Annotated in this window: 12 protein-coding genes and 2 pseudogenes; 9 read left to right on the top strand and 5 right to left on the bottom strand. The window is 57.7% G+C overall.

The genetic code is table 11. From position 1 onward, the window contains the following. The first annotated feature begins 80 nt into the window (after nucleotides 1-80). The 3 genes from HGP31_RS22070 to HGP31_RS22060 all read left to right on the top strand — a co-directional run bounded on the left by HGP31_RS22070 (nucleotide 81) and on the right by HGP31_RS22060 (nucleotide 4,469). A complete protein-coding gene (locus HGP31_RS22070; protein ID WP_020795688.1) occupies nucleotides 81-494 on the top strand; it encodes a hypothetical protein in 414 nt (137 codons plus the stop codon). Between the two features lie 111 nt (nucleotides 495-605). Next, entirely contained in the window at nucleotides 606-1,232 is a 627-nt protein-coding gene (locus tag HGP31_RS22065; protein WP_168758675.1) for a response regulator transcription factor, read from the top strand. Further along, a complete protein-coding gene (locus HGP31_RS22060) occupies nucleotides 1,233-4,469 on the top strand; it encodes a transporter substrate-binding domain-containing protein (RefSeq protein ID WP_168758673.1) in 3,237 nt (1,078 codons plus the stop codon). On the opposite strand, the gene dkgB is transcribed toward HGP31_RS22060, so the two are convergent. Together dkgB and HGP31_RS22050 are read right to left on the bottom strand one after the other, a co-directional pair. Then, complete coding sequence (dkgB, locus tag HGP31_RS22055; RefSeq protein WP_020795685.1) at nucleotides 4,466-5,269, bottom strand: 2,5-didehydrogluconate reductase DkgB; 804 nt, start codon at nucleotides 5,267-5,269, stop codon at nucleotides 4,466-4,468. The two genes, HGP31_RS22060 and dkgB, sit on opposite strands and share 4 nt — an antisense overlap. A 242-nt stretch (nucleotides 5,270-5,511) precedes the next feature. Further along, a pseudogene (locus HGP31_RS22050) lies at nucleotides 5,512-6,050 on the bottom strand (LysR family transcriptional regulator). A 104-nt stretch (nucleotides 6,051-6,154) separates the two neighbouring features. On the opposite strand from HGP31_RS22050, the gene HGP31_RS22045 reads away from it, so the two are divergent. The 5 genes and pseudogenes from HGP31_RS22045 to HGP31_RS22025 all read left to right on the top strand — a co-directional run bounded on the left by HGP31_RS22045 (nucleotide 6,155) and on the right by HGP31_RS22025 (nucleotide 12,287). After that, nucleotides 6,155-7,021, top strand: a complete 867-nt coding sequence (locus HGP31_RS22045) for a pirin family protein (RefSeq protein ID WP_168758671.1) — start codon at nucleotides 6,155-6,157, stop codon at nucleotides 7,019-7,021. A gap of 64 nt (nucleotides 7,022-7,085) precedes the next feature. Further along, nucleotides 7,086-7,169: pseudogene (locus tag HGP31_RS22040) on the top strand (hydrolase); the annotation flags it as partial. A 219-nt stretch (nucleotides 7,170-7,388) separates the two neighbouring features. Further along, complete coding sequence (locus tag HGP31_RS22035; RefSeq protein WP_168758670.1) at nucleotides 7,389-8,831, top strand: mechanosensitive ion channel family protein; 1,443 nt, start codon at nucleotides 7,389-7,391, stop codon at nucleotides 8,829-8,831. Between the two features lie 118 nt (nucleotides 8,832-8,949). Then, entirely contained in the window at nucleotides 8,950-9,390 is a 441-nt protein-coding gene (locus HGP31_RS22030; protein ID WP_168758668.1) for a carboxymuconolactone decarboxylase family protein, read from the top strand. A gap of 305 nt (nucleotides 9,391-9,695) precedes the next feature. Next, entirely contained in the window at nucleotides 9,696-12,287 is a 2,592-nt protein-coding gene (locus HGP31_RS22025) for a putative mucin/carbohydrate-binding domain-containing protein (RefSeq protein ID WP_168758666.1), read from the top strand. 11 nt (nucleotides 12,288-12,298) lie between these two features. Here the strand turns inward: HGP31_RS22025 and HGP31_RS22020 are convergent, their stop codons facing one another. The 3 genes from HGP31_RS22020 to HGP31_RS22010 form a co-directional block, all read right to left on the bottom strand. Continuing rightward, entirely contained in the window at nucleotides 12,299-13,876 is a 1,578-nt protein-coding gene (locus HGP31_RS22020; RefSeq protein ID WP_020795677.1) for a DHA2 family efflux MFS transporter permease subunit, read from the bottom strand. Continuing rightward, the gene (locus HGP31_RS22015; protein ID WP_020795676.1) at nucleotides 13,873-14,991 is read right to left on the bottom strand and encodes an HlyD family secretion protein; all 1,119 of its coding nucleotides are present in this window, start codon (nucleotides 14,989-14,991) and stop codon (nucleotides 13,873-13,875) included. Before HGP31_RS22015 ends, HGP31_RS22020 begins: the two co-directional genes overlap by 4 nt. 93 nt (nucleotides 14,992-15,084) lie before the next feature. After that, nucleotides 15,085-15,849, bottom strand: coding sequence for an AraC family transcriptional regulator (locus HGP31_RS22010; RefSeq protein WP_020795675.1), 765 nt, complete (start codon nucleotides 15,847-15,849; stop codon nucleotides 15,085-15,087). Nucleotides 15,850-15,948: 99 nt separating this feature from the next. On the opposite strand from HGP31_RS22010, the gene HGP31_RS22005 reads away from it, so the two are divergent. Continuing rightward, a complete protein-coding gene (locus HGP31_RS22005) occupies nucleotides 15,949-17,127 on the top strand; it encodes a multidrug effflux MFS transporter (RefSeq protein WP_168758664.1) in 1,179 nt (392 codons plus the stop codon). Nucleotides 17,128-17,204 lie beyond the last annotated feature (77 nt).

The raw sequence follows: 17,204 nt of genomic DNA, 5'->3' as shown, positions 1-17,204 counted from the left end.
ATTTCGGACTTTTCTTACAGAATGCGTCGTAAGTCTTCCGTAGCCTTGCCCCCCTCATCAATCTGACCCGGGGGGCTACGTTGCCCAGCAAGTCCTTACGCATCCTGATCGCCGACGAACAACACTTCAACCGGATGAAAATAGAGCGGTTGTTCAACCAGCTCGATTACTTTCGCGTGGCTCCGGTGCAAAGCTTCGAGGAGCTTCTGAACCTGGTCGAATATGGCTGCGCGCCATTCGATCTGCTGGTCATCAATGCTGGCCTTGCGCACGGCAAGCTGGACCTGCTGGATTTCTGTCTCGACAACGAGCAGCTTGCGCATGCGCTGATCTTCGATGGCCAGTGCGCACAACTCCCTGTCATTGCGGCCTGTGAGCGGCACAAGGTGCAGGTGAGCCACGCCTTGTTGCCGGACCTGGCGACGGTCCAGCGTTTGATGGCAATCGTCGATCGACCCCGACCGCTCGTCGGGACTGTCATTTCTGTCAGGTAGTTCAATCGAGTTATACGTGCAAGAGTTCAGGCGCAGCTACTGTGTCCCGTGCGGGCTCTTGCCCATGGACCACCAGTGTCCGAAAGTTGTGTTTATGCATAGGGAGTTGCCATGAAGTGCGCGCTAATTGTGGACGATCATCCGGTGATTCGCGGTGCAGTCAAAATCGTACTCAAGCTGGAGGGATACCAGCACATCTTTGAAGCGGCAAGCGGTAACGAAGTCTTGTCGATGATCCGCGAACATAAGCCTGAACTGCTGGTGCTGGACCTCAAACTCCCGAAGCTCGACGGTCTTGAGGTACTGGCACGGATCCAGATGGAAGAGGTGCACTGCCGGGTAGTGGTGTTCACCGCCCAGGAGCCAGCGTTTTTCCAGGATCGTTGCATGCGAGCGGGTGCCGTGGCCTACGTCCCCAAGACCAACGATCTGCAGCATCTGCACAAAGCCGTGCGCGCCGTGATGGCCGGCTACACCTTTTTCACCCGATTGCCCTCGAGCTCGGTGTCCGTGAGCCAGGTGCTACGCAGTGAAAAGCACATGATTGACAGCCTCTCGGACCGCGAGTTATCGATTTTCCAGTATCTGGCCCGCGGTACGAGCAACAAGGAAATCGCCGAAATCCTGCACGTGAGCCACAAGACCGTGAGCACCTACAAAACCCGCTTGACTGAAAAGCTCAACGTGAAGTCGTCGGTGCATCTGCGTGAACTTGCCCAGCGTCATGCTTTGGTCTGAATGAACGCTATTCGATACCTGCTGTTGGCTCTTTGCCTGGGGGCATCGAGTGTCTTTGCGCAGCCGCAGACATTGGCGTTGCTGGGCCGTTCCAGCGCGGAAGGCCAGGTGCTGCCGTTATCGGTGGCCGACTCGCGCTGGTTGCAGCAGAAAGCCCGTTTGGTGCTTGCCGTTTCAGCGCCGGATTATCCACCTTTTGACATCACCACCGATCACACGCTTGAGGGGGTGACGGCCGACTATGCCGATCTGCTGCGCCAGCTGCTGCAGGTGGAGATCGAAGTCCAGCGCTATCCAGCCCGCGAAGACGCCCTTCGAGCAGTCAAGCAAGGGGCAGCAGACCTCCTGGGAACGTCCAACAGCTACGAGTCCCAGGACCGCCAATTACAAATGTCCCACGCCTATGCGGTGGATCAGCCGGTATTGGTGACCCGAGTTGACTCGCTCCAGGCACTGGACCCGACGCTGGCTGACAAGCGCCTGGCAACGCTCTACCACTACTTGCCTGAACAAAGCGTGCAGCAGTTCTATCCTGAAGCGCAGGTCCAGCTTTTCCCCTCGACACTGGCAGCGGTCGGCGCAGTCGCCTTTGGCCAGGCGGATGTCTATCTGGGCGATGCGATCAGCGCCCATTACCTGATCAGCAAAAACTACCTGAACAACGTCCAGCTGGCTGACTTCTCGCCCATGGAACCGGGGCGCTTCGCCTTTGCCATGGCCCGCGACAACCCGGCGCTGTTGCGCGTAGTCAACAAGGCCCTGACGGTGATAACGGCCAATGAACAAATGAACATCCTGCGCCGCTGGGGCGCGAGCGGGGTGTCCATGCCGGGCACGCAGTCGCTGCAATTGAGCGTGGCCGAGCAACGCTGGCTCGACCGTCACCCGCGCGTGAGTGTGGCGATCAACGAGAACATCCCGCCGATAACGTTCATGGACAGTGAAGGCAAGTTTCGCGGCATCGGGGTCGATGTGTTGGCGAAAATAAGCCTGCGCACCGGCTTGCAATTCGACATCCGGGGCATGCGCTCAGTGGCCGAGATGCTGCAGGCGATCAAGAGCGGCCAGGTCGACGTGCTGGCCGGCATCGGCCTGAGTTCCCGGCGTGAGGAAGACTTGCTGTTTACCCGGCCGTTCCTGACCAGCCCTTCCGTGCTGGTAACGCGCCTGGCGCCGGATAGCCCCAGGACCCTGGATGATCTGGCCGGAAAGACCCTGGCGCTGACCCAGGGCAATATCGCTGGCGAGTTCATTCGCCAATACTTCCCGTCGATTCGTTGTGTTGATGCGCCGCTGTCGGCCGATGCCATGGAAATGGTTGCCCAGGGCAAGGCACAAGGTGGCATCAACTCATTGATCAGTGCCCGTTACCTGATATCCCGGCAGTACCGTGATCGCCTCCAGGTCACCAGCACCGTGGGCATCGATCCCGCGCGCAGTACCCTGGCGACCGGTCGCGACGACACCGAGTTGCATTCGATCCTGGACAAGGCCTTGCTCAGTATCCCTCCCGAAGAAATCGACGACCTGATAATGCCCTGGCGCAATGACCTGATGGTGGAGCAGAGCTATTGGCTGCGTCATCGACAGACCATATTCCAGGCGTTCGCTGCCGCGGGCGCCTTGCTTCTCCTTGCCCTGTTGTGGATTGCCTGGCAGCGCCGGCAGATCCGCCAGCGCCAGCAATGGCTTGCCCGATTGCAGGAGGCCAAGGACACCGCCGACGATGCGAATCGCGCCAAGACCACGTTCCTGGCGACCATGAGCCATGAAATCCGCACGCCGATGAATGCCCTGATCGGTATGCTTGAACTGGCACTGAAATCCGCCGACAAGGGCGTCACCGACCGCGCGGCCATCGAGGTGGCGTCAAGTGCCGGGCAACAGTTGCTTGCCTTGATCGGCGACATCCTGGACATTGCCCGAATCGAGTCCGGACATTTGTCCCTGATGCCGGAGCGCACCAATCTGCACGCGCTGGTGGTGTCGGTGTGTCGGGTCTTCGAAGGCCTGGCCCGGCAGAAGAACCTGCTGTGGCGCATCGAGCTGGATGAGCACAGCGACCGCGATGTGTTGATCGACCCCACGCGTTTCAAGCAGGTGCTGTCCAACTTGCTGAGCAATGCCATCAAGTTCACCCACAAAGGCGAAGTCAGCCTGAAGTTGCAGGTTATGCCCGTGTTGCCGGACCGTATCGCGGTCAATGTGTGTATCGAGGACAGCGGCAGTGGTATCAGCGACTTTGACCAGCAACGCTTGTTCAGTCCGTTCGTGCAGGTCGGGAATCGCCAGGTATCAGGCCGGCAGGGGTCCGGCCTGGGGCTGGTGATCAGCCGCACGCTGTGCGAAATGATGGGCGGGCAATTGCAACTCGCCAGTGTCCTGGGGCGCGGTACCCGTTTGGACATCAGCCTTGAACTGCTGGCATTGGAGACGTTGCCCGCCGCTGAAAAGGCGCCGGGCGAACCGCCGGCAAGGACCCGGCCGCTGACAATTCTGGTGGTGGACGATTACCCGGCCAATCGGTTGCTGCTTTCGCGGCAACTGAGTTACCTCGGGCACCAGGTTCTGCTCGCGGAGGATGGCCAGCAAGGCTTCGAGCAATGGCGTGAACACGTCTGCGATCTGGTCGTCACCGACTGCAACATGCCGGTGGTCAGCGGTTATGAACTGGCGGGTGCGATCCGCGATGAGGAGCGCTTCCAGGTGGGGCCGCCGACGTTGATTCTAGGCTTCACTGCCAGCGCGCAACCCGAGGAGAAAATGCGTTGCATTGAAGCGGGCATGGACGATTGTCTGTTCAAACCCATTCAATTGGTCGACCTGAGCGCATGGTTGAGCTGCAGATTTCCCGTCGAATCGGCAGGCGTGCCCGAAGCGCCCCCCATCACCGAAATCGATTTAACCGGGTTGCAACGCTACACCGGCGCCGACAGTGAATTGATCGTGCAACTGCTGCAAGATTTGGCCGTGACCAACCGCGAAGATCGCGAGCGTCTTATGCAAGAACATGCCAGCGGTAATCGCCATGGCTTGAAAGACCTGGCGCACCGCATCAGGGGTGGTGCGCAAATGGTCCGGGCACAGGCTCTGGTGGCGTGTTGCGAACAACTGGAGCGTGCTTGTGCCGAGCGCGATGCCGCACTGATCGACGCAGCCGTCGATCAGTTGCACCAGGCGATGACGCGCCTGGACAAAACGCTTGAACAGGGCAGGGGCTTGAACCCGGCTGCTTAATCCCAGGTCGGCGCCAGGCCCTTGGGGCTGGTCAGTCGATAGCCGCGATCCAGGCTGGCGATCAATGCCATGTCGGCATCGCTCAACGTGATCGCGCTGGCCTTGAGGTTGCCGGCGAGGTTGGCGCGTTTGGTCGACGAAGGAATCACGCCATGACCCAGTTGCAGGGCCCAGGCCAGGGTGACTTGTGCCGGTGTTGCTTGCAGACGGTCGGCGATCTGCATAATCACCGGATCCTTGAGCACTTCACCGTAGGCCAGGGTCATGTACGAAGTGATCTGGATACCCTGGCTTTGCGCGAACTCGACGACCTGGCGGTTTTGCAGGTAGGGGTGCAATTCGATCTGGTTAGTGGCGATGTTCTGCGCGCCGACGGCGGTTATCGCCTGTTTCATCAGGTCGACGGTGAAGTTGGAGACACCGATCTGCCGGGTCAGGCCCAGGTCCCTGGCTTCGAGCAAGGCACCCATGAACTCCTCGACCGACACCTGGTCTTGCGGCGACGGCCAGTGGATCAGGGTCAAGTCCAGATAGTCAGTCTGCAGTTTGTGCAGGCTCTCCCGGAGGCTGTCGATCAGGCGATCCTTGGCGAAATTGGCGACCCAGATCTTGCTGGTGATGAACAGGTCTTCGCGGGCAATGCCGCTGGCAGCGATGGCCTGGCCGACTTCGGCTTCGTTTTCGTAGATCTGCGCGGTATCGATGACCCGGTAACCCAGTTCCAGGGCGGTGCTCACCGAATCGATGACCACCTGGCCTTGCAAGCGAAACGTACCCAGGCCGAAAGCGGGGATAGACATGAATGACTCCAGTGGGTGCAGTGGGAATGGGCGCGAGTATCCGCGCCTGTATCCGTGAGAAAAACCGCTGGATGGGCAAAGCAATGTTTACTGGAAATCAAAAATCGATGGCACGTGGTCTGGAATGCATTCCCCTGTAGGAGCGAGCATGTCGAATCGTCGCACCGTCGCGATGGACGTTAACGATAACGCGGGCTATCTGAGTGCCCGCGTTGTTTGGGCGTCCATAGCGAGCATGCTTCCTACAGGGGAACCAGCGCCCAGGCAATATCGCTGCGGCTGAACTCTTCGCCAAGAAAGTCGATCAAGGTCCGCACCGACGGCAGCAGGCCACGGCGTGACGGGAAGATCGCATGGATAACACCACTTTTGGGGGCCCAGCCCGGCACCAGTTCGACCAACTGGCCGGCGGCGATCTCATCGCGCACCACCACGCTGGGCAGGTGGACAATGCCGATGCCAGCTACCGCCGCGTGGCGCCAGGCCAACAGGTCGTCGGTAACCATCGGGTTCGGAACGGTTGCGTTCGATCAGTTCGGCGGCGCTTTCCGCCTCCACCCGCATCGCCAGGCAACGCTGATAATAGGCCTGGCCGATTTCAGTCAGCGAACAATGCCGACTGTCTGCGATGCAGCAACCGTACGCCAAGACGTTCTTCGAGTTCGGCAATGCGCCGGCTGAGCTTGGACTTGGACATGTCAAGGGCCCGTCCGGCCGCGGCGAAACCCTGATGTTCCACCACTTGGGTGAAGTAGTAGAGGGTGTTGAGGTCTTCCACCATCGTTCTCCAGATAGAACGCTAAAGCTGATTTTTGCAGTCTAGCGCAGCAAAGGTCACGGTTTTAAGCTCTGTCCATGGCTTCACCCACCTCATCAGGAGACACCATGAAAAATATCATCGGTATCTACACCAGCCCACGAGCCCATTGGGTTGGCGATGGTTTTCCGGTCCGCACGCTGTTTTCCTACGACAACCTGGGCAAGCACATCAGCCCGTTCCTGCTGCTGGATCACGCCGGCCCCGCTGAATTCACCCCGACCACCGCGCGACGCGGCGTTGGTCAGCATCCACACCGTGGTTTCGAAACCGTGACGATCGTCTACAAGGGCGAACTGGAACACCGCGACTCCACCGGCAGTGGCGGCAAGATCGGCCCCGGTGACGTGCAATGGATGACCGCCGCCTCGGGGATTCTCCATGAAGAGTTTCACTCCGAAGCTTTCGCCAAGAGCGGCGGCACCCTGGAAATGGTGCAGTTGTGGGTCAACCTGCCGGCCAAGGACAAAATGGCCGATGCCGGTTATCAAACCATACTCGATGGCGACATTCCGAGCATTGCCCTGGCAAACGACGCCGGCAGCTTGCGCTTGATCGCCGGTGAATTTGAAGGCCACAAAGGGCCGTCGCGCACCTTTACCCCAATCGACGTCTGGGACCTGCGCCTGAATGCCAGCAAGTTGCTCACGCTGGATCTGCGTGAAGGACGCAACACCGCACTGGTGGTTTTGCGCGGCACGATTGAGGTCAACGGCGTGGAGTCGGTGCGTCAAGGGCAGTTGGCCTTGTTCGACCGCGAGGGCGATCAGGTGACCCTCCAAGCCAGCGAAGACGCTGTAGTGCTGCTGCTCAGTGGCGAACCGATCGATGAGCCGATCGTCGGCCACGGTCCGTTCGTAATGAACACCGAGCAGGAAATCCACCAGGCGTTCGCCGACTTCCAGTCCGGTCGCTTCGGCCAGATGCACGGTTGATGCCTCGGGCAACCACTCCAGATTGGCCACTGATCTGACAGTTGCCCGCCTGGCCCAGGCCGGGGTGGTGCCCGAGCTCAAGGCGCAGTTCCCGGCTGCCCCGTACATCGCACGTCCGGGTCAGATCAATGCCTGGGACAACGAAGACAAGTAAAGGCACGCACTACCCCTTGTAGGAGCGAGCAGGCTCCGGGCGGCGTTCCGTCGATGGACGTCAACAATAACGCTGGGGGACAGGTACCCCGCGGCGTTCTTGAGTTTATCGCGAGCATGCTCGCTCCTACAGTGTTCTCAAATCATCAATTGCCCCTACACTCTGGCCAAAGTGTGCGATCTTTCGCATATTGTCCTGTGCCGGAGCTGCTTGATGCTGTCGTTACTGACCGAACACCCGCTGATTTGTGCCTTGCTCCTGATCCTGACCGATCTGGTGTTGTGGCGCTTGATCGGTACCCGTGGCCACAACGTGAAACTGCTGGTGCGGGTGGTCATTTTTTCACTGTTCAGCCTGGTACTGTTCAACGAAGGCATGAACCCGCTGGAACCCGCGCCCTGGGATGACAACGTGCCGTTGCACCTGGCAGCCACCGGTTTGCAGATCGGCTGGTGGCTGTTCGCTGCGCGCACCCTGACCGTGCTGATCGGTGCGGTAATGATGCAACGGGTGGGACACACCGGGCGATTGCTGCAGGACTTGCTGGGTGCGGTGATTTTCCTGGTCGCGGTCATCGCAGCCCTGGCCTACGTGCTCAATCTGCCGGTCAAAGGCGTACTGGCTACCTCCGGTGCCTTGGCGATCATCGTCGGCCTGGCCTTGCAAAGCACCCTCAGTGACGTGTTCTCCGGGATCGTGCTGAACACCACCAAGCCCTATCAACTGGATGACTGGATCGCCATCGACGGCACCGAAGGCCGGGTCATCGATATCGATTGGCGGGCCACGCGCTTGCAGACTTCCCAAGGCAGCATGATCGTGATTCCCAACTCGTTGGCGGCCAAGGCCAAGATCACCAACTTCAGCCGTCCCAGCGATATGTTCGGTCTGTCGATCAGCCTGCAGGTCAGCCCCCATGTCCGTCCGCAAATCGTGATCGATGCCCTTGAGCGAGCGGTGCAGGGTTGCCGAACCTTATTGACTTCACCCGGCGGCAAAGTAGCGCTCAAAAGCTCCAGTGCTGCCGGCAACGAATACGAAATCAGCGGGTTTGTCGCCTCGATGAGCGAGAAGCGCTCGGTACGTAATCAACTGTTCGATCTGGCGTACCGGCATTTGCGGGCATCGGGGATTCACCTGCTGTCGAGCGTCGAAGCCAACCCGTCGAACGACCTCACACGGCCCCGGGCGCTGCTCGACAGCTCGCCGCTATTTTCTACCCTGCGCCACGAAGAGAAAGAAACCTTCAGCCAGAACATGTCCCTGCAATCGTTCCGCACGGGCGAGACGATACTGGAGGCGGGGGAGGTCAGCGATCACTTGTTCATCATCGAGTCCGGGGTGGTTTCCGTTACGCTGAACCGTCACGGCACGCCCATCGAATCCGGACGCATGGGGCCAGGGGAGGTGATCGGCGAGGCCGGTATCTTGACCGATAGCGCGCTACCCGCCCAGTTCACCGCGAAAACCCCGTGTACGCTCTATCGCATCGAAAAACAGTACCTCAAGCCCTGCCTGGATGCCCGCCAGGACATCAACGATGCGATGAAAACCTTGCTGGATTTCCGTCTGAACAAGGCCAAGTCGCTGATCGCGGATGTCCCCCTCGTGGTGCCGAAGAAAGGGTTCTTGCAATGGTTGCGCAGTCGGGTGTGACGGGAGCATGGCGCGTTTAGCGGGCCATTGGCCTCCTCGACTTCTGCCCGATTGGCTATTTGTACACGCAGGCGGTAGAGCTAACTTAGTGCCACACCCACTTGCCCAGGAGCATGCCATGCAACCGCGTATCGATTTCTACACCGCTTCCCCTGACGCCCTCAAAGCCATGATCGCCCTGGAATCCGCCGTTTCCAAACTGCCGCTGGAAAAGTCCCTGATCGAACTGGTCAAGCTGCGCTCTTCGCAAATCAACGGCTGCGCCTTCTGCATCGACATGCATACCGCCGACGCGATCAAGGCCGGCGAAACCCCGCGTCGCCTGTTCGCCGTGACGGCCTGGCGCGAAGCACCCTTCTTCACCGAGCGCGAACGCGCCGCACTGCTCTGGACCGAATCGCTGACCCAGCTCAGCCTGACCCATGCGCCGGATGAAGACTACGAAGTGGTCGCCGCCCAATTCACCCCCAAGGAAATGGTCGACCTGACCGTTGCGATCAACACCATCAATGGCTGGAACCGCCTGGCGGTGGGCTTTCGCAAGACGCCTCAGGCCTGATTTTTTTGCCCCTGCGTCATTGAATCGCTCAGGTAATGAAAAGCAGACTGGGCGAGGGAAATAATGCTGTCGGTTATCTATTGCAAACGCCTCCTTTATTGGAGGCGTTTTTGTGCGATCCGCTGATTGTTCTGGCGTGGTAGTGACTATCTTGCTTGATAGTCTTCATTCACTTTTCCTTTCATACTGCACTTGTTAAATGGTTTTATGTTCTAAATAACTATCAGTTGTGCTAGTTACATAAACTTTCTTCCCGCGTCTATGATTCGTTCGATGTTGAACGCTTTTCCATGGGGGAATTTGATATGGCCGTCACGTATAAAATTTACAGTCTTGAGCGGCCAGATTGGTTGCTCAGCTCAGGGCTTAGTAAAGGCATTTTTCATGATCGAAATGCCCTTAATATGATTCTTTCTGCAGGAAAAAAAGTTAGATTTCGGCAATCTCACCCACACTTAGATATGGGCGTTACGCTGAATTTATTGAATGATGATCGGGAAAAAGAACACCATGCCGTAGTGACTACCCAGTGGGGGGAAATCGTAGCCAGTCATACGTCAGTACTTTTTCTAACGACACCGTACACTGACTCCGCGGGAGAGCTTGTTAGTATTGAGGTGGATTTTGTAGACGGTGGTGAGTATCTACCAATTTGCCAGGCGGGATTAGGGGCGGATAAGTTTTTTAGAGACTGGAATCTGCTGGAAGCAGAATTCGCATTGTATATTTCTGACTGTGCAATGATTTTGATTCCGGCTAAAGACAAGGCGGTGCTGTGGGCTATGCATCAACGATCTGGCTTACAAAGCCTGGCTGCGTACTATGATGGTATTTTTGAGCACTTCAACTACCTTGCTGGGCTTTCATTTAATCCAGCTGTGCCGACCGATAAAAACATCCCTAATCGCTACTTTATGAAGGCGGATAAGTCAGGGGCCGGTGCCGCCTACTATGGATGGTCGTGGACAGCGGAGTCAAAAGATTCTGTTGCAGAATTTTGGCTTGATATTGGCGGGGCCAACTGGGGCAGTATTCATGAAATAGGTCATGGTTATGAGGGGTTGTTCAGGGACTCCAGCTCTATCAATCTGAGTGAGGTTTGGAATAATGTGTTCGCCGCAAATTATCAACTTAAGGTATTAGGGGATGAGTTTTATCGAAAAGGGTGGCTATACGCTGGCGGCGAGGAACGTCTTTATACAATAGCTATGGAAGAGTTCGACAAAGGGACAGTCGGCAACAATTTAGCGTTAACGCTGTATTTTTTTCTGTTGATATTTGGGTGTGCTGGCGATCCGAGTATGGCCGAGTTTCACAAGCGCTATCGTCGACTCAGTAATGAGCCAAGGTTTCGGGCTGACAGCCATCCGGCGATGGATCTTTTGAGTGACGTCACTATTGATAAAGCTAATGTTGATACTTCCGAGTTTATGTCGTTTGCCAGTGCGCCACTGACTCTGCAGCAGACAATCAAAAATTCTTTTAGCAATGCTGTTCCGGTTTACCCTCTCTATTTACTGGTTAAGAACAATAGTCTGAAACAGATTCAGGCGCAGCTAGGGTTGAGAAGCCCAGTGGATCTTGTCAGTAGCTCTCAGCTAAGCATCACTGGTTTGACGGCTAGCATCACGATTAATTTTGATGGAATTTTATTAAGGGAACTACGGGGTAAGTCTCTTTTACTAGGAAATGGTCAAGGAATGGCCAGGGTTGTTGAAATAAAAAGTGCGACGGTTATTGTGAGCGGCTTGAGTTTGGGGGTCTATGCATTGCAACTGCCTTCTGTACGCGGCGGGGAATATCAGAGTGTCAGGTGTTATGCCGTGGTTAGAGATGCACCTAATGAAATAAATTGCTCCTACGTTAAAAAGGACGGAAGTTATCTGGTAGATCAGGTTGTAAGTTTGGGAGGCTTATATGGTGTTTTTTGCAGGCTTGACGTGCAGGTTTCTAGGGGGCGCTTGTTGGTCGATGTTGTTTATCCAGCTCCGCACAGTCTTTTTGAGAAAGAAGTGTATGCGCGGATAACAGTAAAAAATGTACATGGTGATGTCGTTTTTTTTCGAGAAATGTTGGGTGAGAAAACCGAGTTGTATTCTACGGTAGTTGCAATTTCAACGGGTTTTACAATTGAGGTTATGCACAGGGAGCCATCGCGCTTATTTGTATCTAGCAGCCTGGAGTCGGCAGTGATTGATAGGTGGGCACTTATCAATGAGTTGGTGGTGACTGAGCAAGGGCTTGTCAATGTCAGTCTTGGGACTAATGCTGGTGAAAATCTAAGGTCTGAAATTGATAAGTGTACGGAGTCTTTTTATACGCATCCGCATCTTGTTATACATGATGAGTATCCAATTAAACAAGATCTTCGTAGGGCGATCAATACATTCGCGGAACCCGTAAGGAGTCAGCTGTTTGAACGTTATCGCAAGATTGAATTCGTACGGCCGCCCGTCAATCATACAGTTGATGGGTGGGACTTTACTTGGTATTGGCAAGGGAACGGTGGTCGCGCAGTTGGTTACTTAAATATGCAACTACTGGCGCGTACAATTGACTTGGTTTTTTATGCAGGTCGCCCCCATAGTTACTTTGCATCGACTTACCTGTCGGCGATGGTGAAATCAGAGAAGGGCGAAATAATTTACCTTCAGGAGTTTCGCGGAGATGTCTGGGCTCAAGCGAGTCATGTGCAGTTGCCATTGGTGCCGGGAAGTGAAGTGAGTGTCATGCACAGGGAAGCCACACGCAGTTGGATCGTAAATAATTCTAGCGGGAGCATAATTTCAGTCGGGCACGTGCAACATGTTCAAATCGGAGGTCCGCAACGCTTGAATCTGTCCAGCTACTGGCCGGTATCGACCAACGAATCGGATACTGGGGACATGCAGGTGTAACACGCCAGGCCTCAATGCGCAGCCGGTGGTTGCACCTTGCGCATCAAGGGCACCATCGCCGTGGCGACGATGAAGCAGACCATGATCATCAGGAAGGCGTCGCCGTAGGTTTGCGTTTGCGCTTCGCGGTAAGTCAGCAGCCAGAGCTGGCGCAGGCTGGCGGTGACACCCACGTCGCCGCTCTGGCCGAGGGCGGCGAAGTTGTGGCCAACTTGGGACAGCCACTGGTTGAGTGCTTCGTTGGTGCTGTTGAGGTTCTCCGCCAATCGGGTGAAATGCAGGTTGGTGCGGTCATTGAGGATGGTCGCGCAGGCGGCGATGCCGATGGCGCCGCCCAGGTTTCGCATCAGGTTGAACAACCCCGAGGCATGTTTCAGCCGCGCTGGCGCCAGGCCGCCGAGGGTCAATGTCACCGCAGGCGGTACCGCCAATTGCTGGGCAATCCCGCGCAACGCTTGCGGCAGCATCAATTCCTTGGCTCCCCAGTCATGGGTGATCGGGCTGAAATCCCACATCGACAAGGCGAACAAGCCAAGGCCGGTCATCATGATCCAGCGCAGGTCGACGCGGTTGGCCAGAAAGGCGTACAGCGGAATCGCCATGATCTGGAACACGCCGGTGGAGAAAACCGCCAGGCCAATGTCCAGCGCGCCATAACCACGGACGCGGCCGAGGAACAGCGGTGTCAGGTAAATGGTGGCGAACAGACCGATGCCAGTGACAAAGGAAAAGAAACAGCCGAGGGCGAAGTTGCGGTCTTTCAAGGCGCGCAGGTCGACGATCGGGTTGGCCACGTGCAGGGTGCGGCCAATAAACGCCAAGCCGGCCAGACCGCTGATCCACGCCGTGGTCAGGATCGTGTGGTCGCTGAACCAGTTCCAGCGCGGACCTTCTTCGAGGGTGTATTCCAGGCAGCCGAGGAACAGCGCCAGGAACACCATGCTCAGATAGTCGGCGCCTTTGAGCAGCGACAGTTCAGGCTGGTCGATTTTCACCAGCATCGGCACCGCCACGGCGACGAAAATCCCCGGAACCAGGTTGATGTAGAACAGCCAGTGCCAGGACGATACATCGGTGATCCAGCCACCGATCACCGGCCCCAGGGTCGGCGCCAGGGATGCCACCGCGCCGATGGTTGCAGCGGCAATCACCCGTTGCTTGCCGGTGAAGAAAACGAACGCCGTGGTAAACACCATCGGAATCATCGAGCCGCCGAGAAACCCTTGCAAGGCCCGGAAGGCGATCATGCTCTGGATGTTCCAGGCCATGCCGCATAACAGGCTGGTCAGGGTAAAACCCACCGCTGAGGCGCAGAACAACCAGCGCGTGGAGAACACCCGGGATAGCCAGCCGGAGAGGGGGATCACGATGATTTCGGCGATCAGGTAACTGGTCTGTACCCAGGCGGTTTCATCGGTGCCGGCGGAGAGCCCGCCGCCGATGTCACGCAGCGACGCCGAGACGATCTGGATATCCAGCAGCGCAATGAACATGCCGATGCACATGCTGGCGAAGGCGAAAACCTTGGTCGCCGTCGCCATGCTCGCGGCATTGAACGGTGGTGCCGGGGCGGCGAGGGCGCGGCTCATGGCGCGCTGGCCACGGCTGGCGTTTCAGGCTCCTTGCGTGTGTCCACTTCGGCGGTGACCGAGAGACCGGGGCGCAGGTGGCCGAGCACGCTGTCTGCCGGGTCGAGATGAATGCGCACCGGTACCCGCTGGACGATCTTGGTGAAGTTGCCAGTGGCGTTTTCCGGCGGCAGCACGCTGAATTGCGAACCGCTGGCCGGTGCCAGGCTGTCCAGATGGCCGTGGAATTCCTGGCCCGAGAGAACGTCGGCGTAAATGATGACTCGCTGCCCAGGCACCATGCGTGCCAGTTGATCCTCTTTGAAATTGGCATCGACCCACAAACCACTGGACGGTACCACTGACAGCAGCTGCGAACCGGCCTGGGCATAAGCGCCCACTCGTGCCCGGCGATTACCGATCACCCCATCTACCGGTGCGCGAAGTTCGGTGTAGCCGACGTTCAGCTGCGCCAGGTCGCGCTCGGCGAGAGCCTGAATCAGGGCGGCGCGGGCTTGTTGTTTTTGCGTGGCGATCACGTTCAACTGCCGTTGCGCCGCCAGCAACTCGGCCTGGGCGCGGTTGCTTTGGGCCTGCGCGGTCTTGAATGTGGCGTTCGCCCGTTGTGCGCTTTCCACTGAAACGGCATTGGTAGCGACGAGTTTTTTGTAGCGTGCATCGTCATCACGCGAACGAGCGGTTTCGGCACCGGCGGCATCGATACCGGCGCGGGCCTGGCCGATGACGGCCTGTTGCAGTTGTTCGGTGGCGTCGAGGTTGGCGAGCAGGGCTTCTTCAGCCGCCACCGCGCCTTCCGCCTTGGCCAGGTTGGCGCGATAGTCGCGTGAGTCGAGGCGGATAAGCACATCGCCGGCCTTGACCTGCTGGTTGTCGGTCACCAGCACTTCATCGATGTAACCCGCCACCTTCGGCCCGATCACCGTCACGTCAGCACCGATATAGGCGTCGTCGGTTTCCTCGATGAACCGGCCGGCGGTCCACCAGTGTGCGGCGTACATACCAGCAAGTACCAACACGGCGATGCCCAGTGTCGGCAGGAGCAGGCGTTTGAGCAGCGGCTTGGGAGTGTTCACCGGGACAGCAAGGTCTGGCTCTACGGTGGGCATGCTGGTCATGGAGGATTACCTGTGGAGGCCATTAAATTACGTGCGTAATATGACGTATGTCATATTTTGTCGCAAATGGTTTTTGCTGCCGGCTGTCAGGTCCTATTTCAACCAGTCGCCCGGGGTGGTTCCGGTCATGTCCTTGAAGAACGCGATGAAGGCGCTGTCACTGGCAAAGCCGAGTTCGAAAGCGCTGTAGCCGATGTTGCGTCCAGTGGCGAGCAGTTCGATGGCGCGCATCAGGCGCCACTGTTGCCGCCATTGCTGGTAACTCATGCCGGTTTCGCGCTGGAAAATTCGTCCGATGGTGCGGCCGCTGGCACCTAGCTGTTGCTGCAGAACCTGAAGTCTGGGTGGCAGCTTCTCGGGGCTGGCCAGTAGCGGTGCCAGGCGTTTATCCGAGGGCAATGGCAACAACATCGGTTGGCGGGTGGCGTCGCGTATTTCGCTCAAGCACAGGGCAAGCAGATGCACGTGTTTTCCCTGCTGCCAGTCGGTGGCGAAGTCAGCGTTGGCGATCGACTCCAACACGACCCGCAGCAACGGGCTGACTTCGATGACGCAAACCTGTCGTGGCAGCTCTGCACATAGCGCGGGGGTCAGGTAGATGGAGCGGTAATCGACACTTTTTTGCATAACGGCGCGATGGGCAACGCCGGCTGGTATCCAGGCCGCGCGGGAGGGCGGTAACAGGCACAACTGCTGCGCCAGGGTGATGCGCGTGCAGCCCTTCCGGGTAAACAGCAACTGCCCGCGTTGATGCTGATGCATGCCCGAATCGTGATCGCCGAGTGTCGCGGCGATGCCGATGACAGGCGCGTCATGATGATCGGGATCGAAGGGAGTGTGGGCTTGCAGCCAAGCCATGATTTGTCCGATTTCATTGATAAGTTGGCAAGGTTTCGATAGTACGCCAGTTGCGACTGCTTAATCTGTTTAGCGGATTTCTTGCGAGTGGAAGTGGTGATGAAGGGAAAAAAGCTCCTCCTGTTAGCCGTTGCCCTGCTGATGTTTGCGCAGATCGCGCAAACACTCTACAGCCCGGCGTTGGCAGATATCGGCCAGGCTTTTTCTGTGGGTCCGCAACAAACGGCGCTAACCCTGTCGGTATTTTTCCTGGCGTTTGCGTTCGGTGTAGTGGTGTGGGGGCGAATGTGTGATCGCATTGGGCGTCGACCATCGATGCTCGCCGGCCTGGTGTTGTACGCCGCTGCGTCGGCTATGGGGCTCACTGTCAGCACCTTCAATGCGCTGTTGGTAGCGCAAGGCCTGGCTGCGTTTGGTGCGGCGGTGGGTTCGGTTGTTACGCAAACCGTGCTGCGCGACCGCTTCCGGGGTGCGCAACTGGCCCAGGTTTTTTCGGTGATGGGTATCGCGTTGGCGGCCAGCCCGGCGATTGGCTTGTTTACCGGGGCGAGCCTGGTGCAGGTCTTCGGTTATCGGGGTGTACTGGGTTGTCTTTTAGCGCTATCGCTGGGGCTGTGGCTCTGGTGCCTGCGAGATCTGCCGGAAACCCGACCACAGGTCGTGAAAGCCCCGGCATTGTTCGAAACGCTGTGCGCAATGCTGCGTGATCGCGACATCTGGCGCTCGACGCTGTTGGTCGCGGCGTTCAACATTGCCCTGTTCAGCTACTACAGCCTCGGCCCCTACATGTTCCAGCGCCTGGATTCAGGTGCGCAATGGTTCGGCTACAGCGGTGTCGTCCTGGCCCTGGGCTCCGGCCTTGGCGCCTGGCTCAACAAACGACTGTTGCAACGAGGGCTGAGTGGGCGTCAGCTGATCCAGGTGGCCGGCGCGATAATGTTGCTGGGTGCGAGCGGTGTGTTGCTTCTGGAGCAAGGCGCCCTGTTTGTCCTGCCAATGCTGCTGGTGGTGCTGGCGTTCGGCATGGCTATCCCCAATATCCTCGGCGCGGCCCTGATCAATTACGGTGATCGACTGGGCACGGCGGGGGCGTTGTTTGGATTGCTGTATTACCTGTTGATCGGTGGCGGGCTGATGCTTGTAGCCTGGGGGCAGGCATTGGGGCAGACACTGTTGTTGTGTGCCTTATTGGTGTTGATGTTGTCGGGGATCAAGCAGCAGGAAGCGCGCGTGACGAGCCGCGAGGGTGGTGGAACGGTTGGAAAGGATGTTGCTTGACCGTAACCCTATTGGTGTAGGAGCCGCCGCAGGCTGCGATCTTTTGACCTTGATTTTTCAGGTCAAAGGATCGCAGC

The organism is Pseudomonas umsongensis (assembly GCF_012647205.1).
GTDB lineage: Bacteria > Pseudomonadota > Gammaproteobacteria > Pseudomonadales > Pseudomonadaceae > Aquipseudomonas > Aquipseudomonas umsongensis.
The sequence above is the reverse complement of the archived record's forward strand: the minus strand, read 5'-3'. Positions and strand labels throughout refer to the sequence as shown.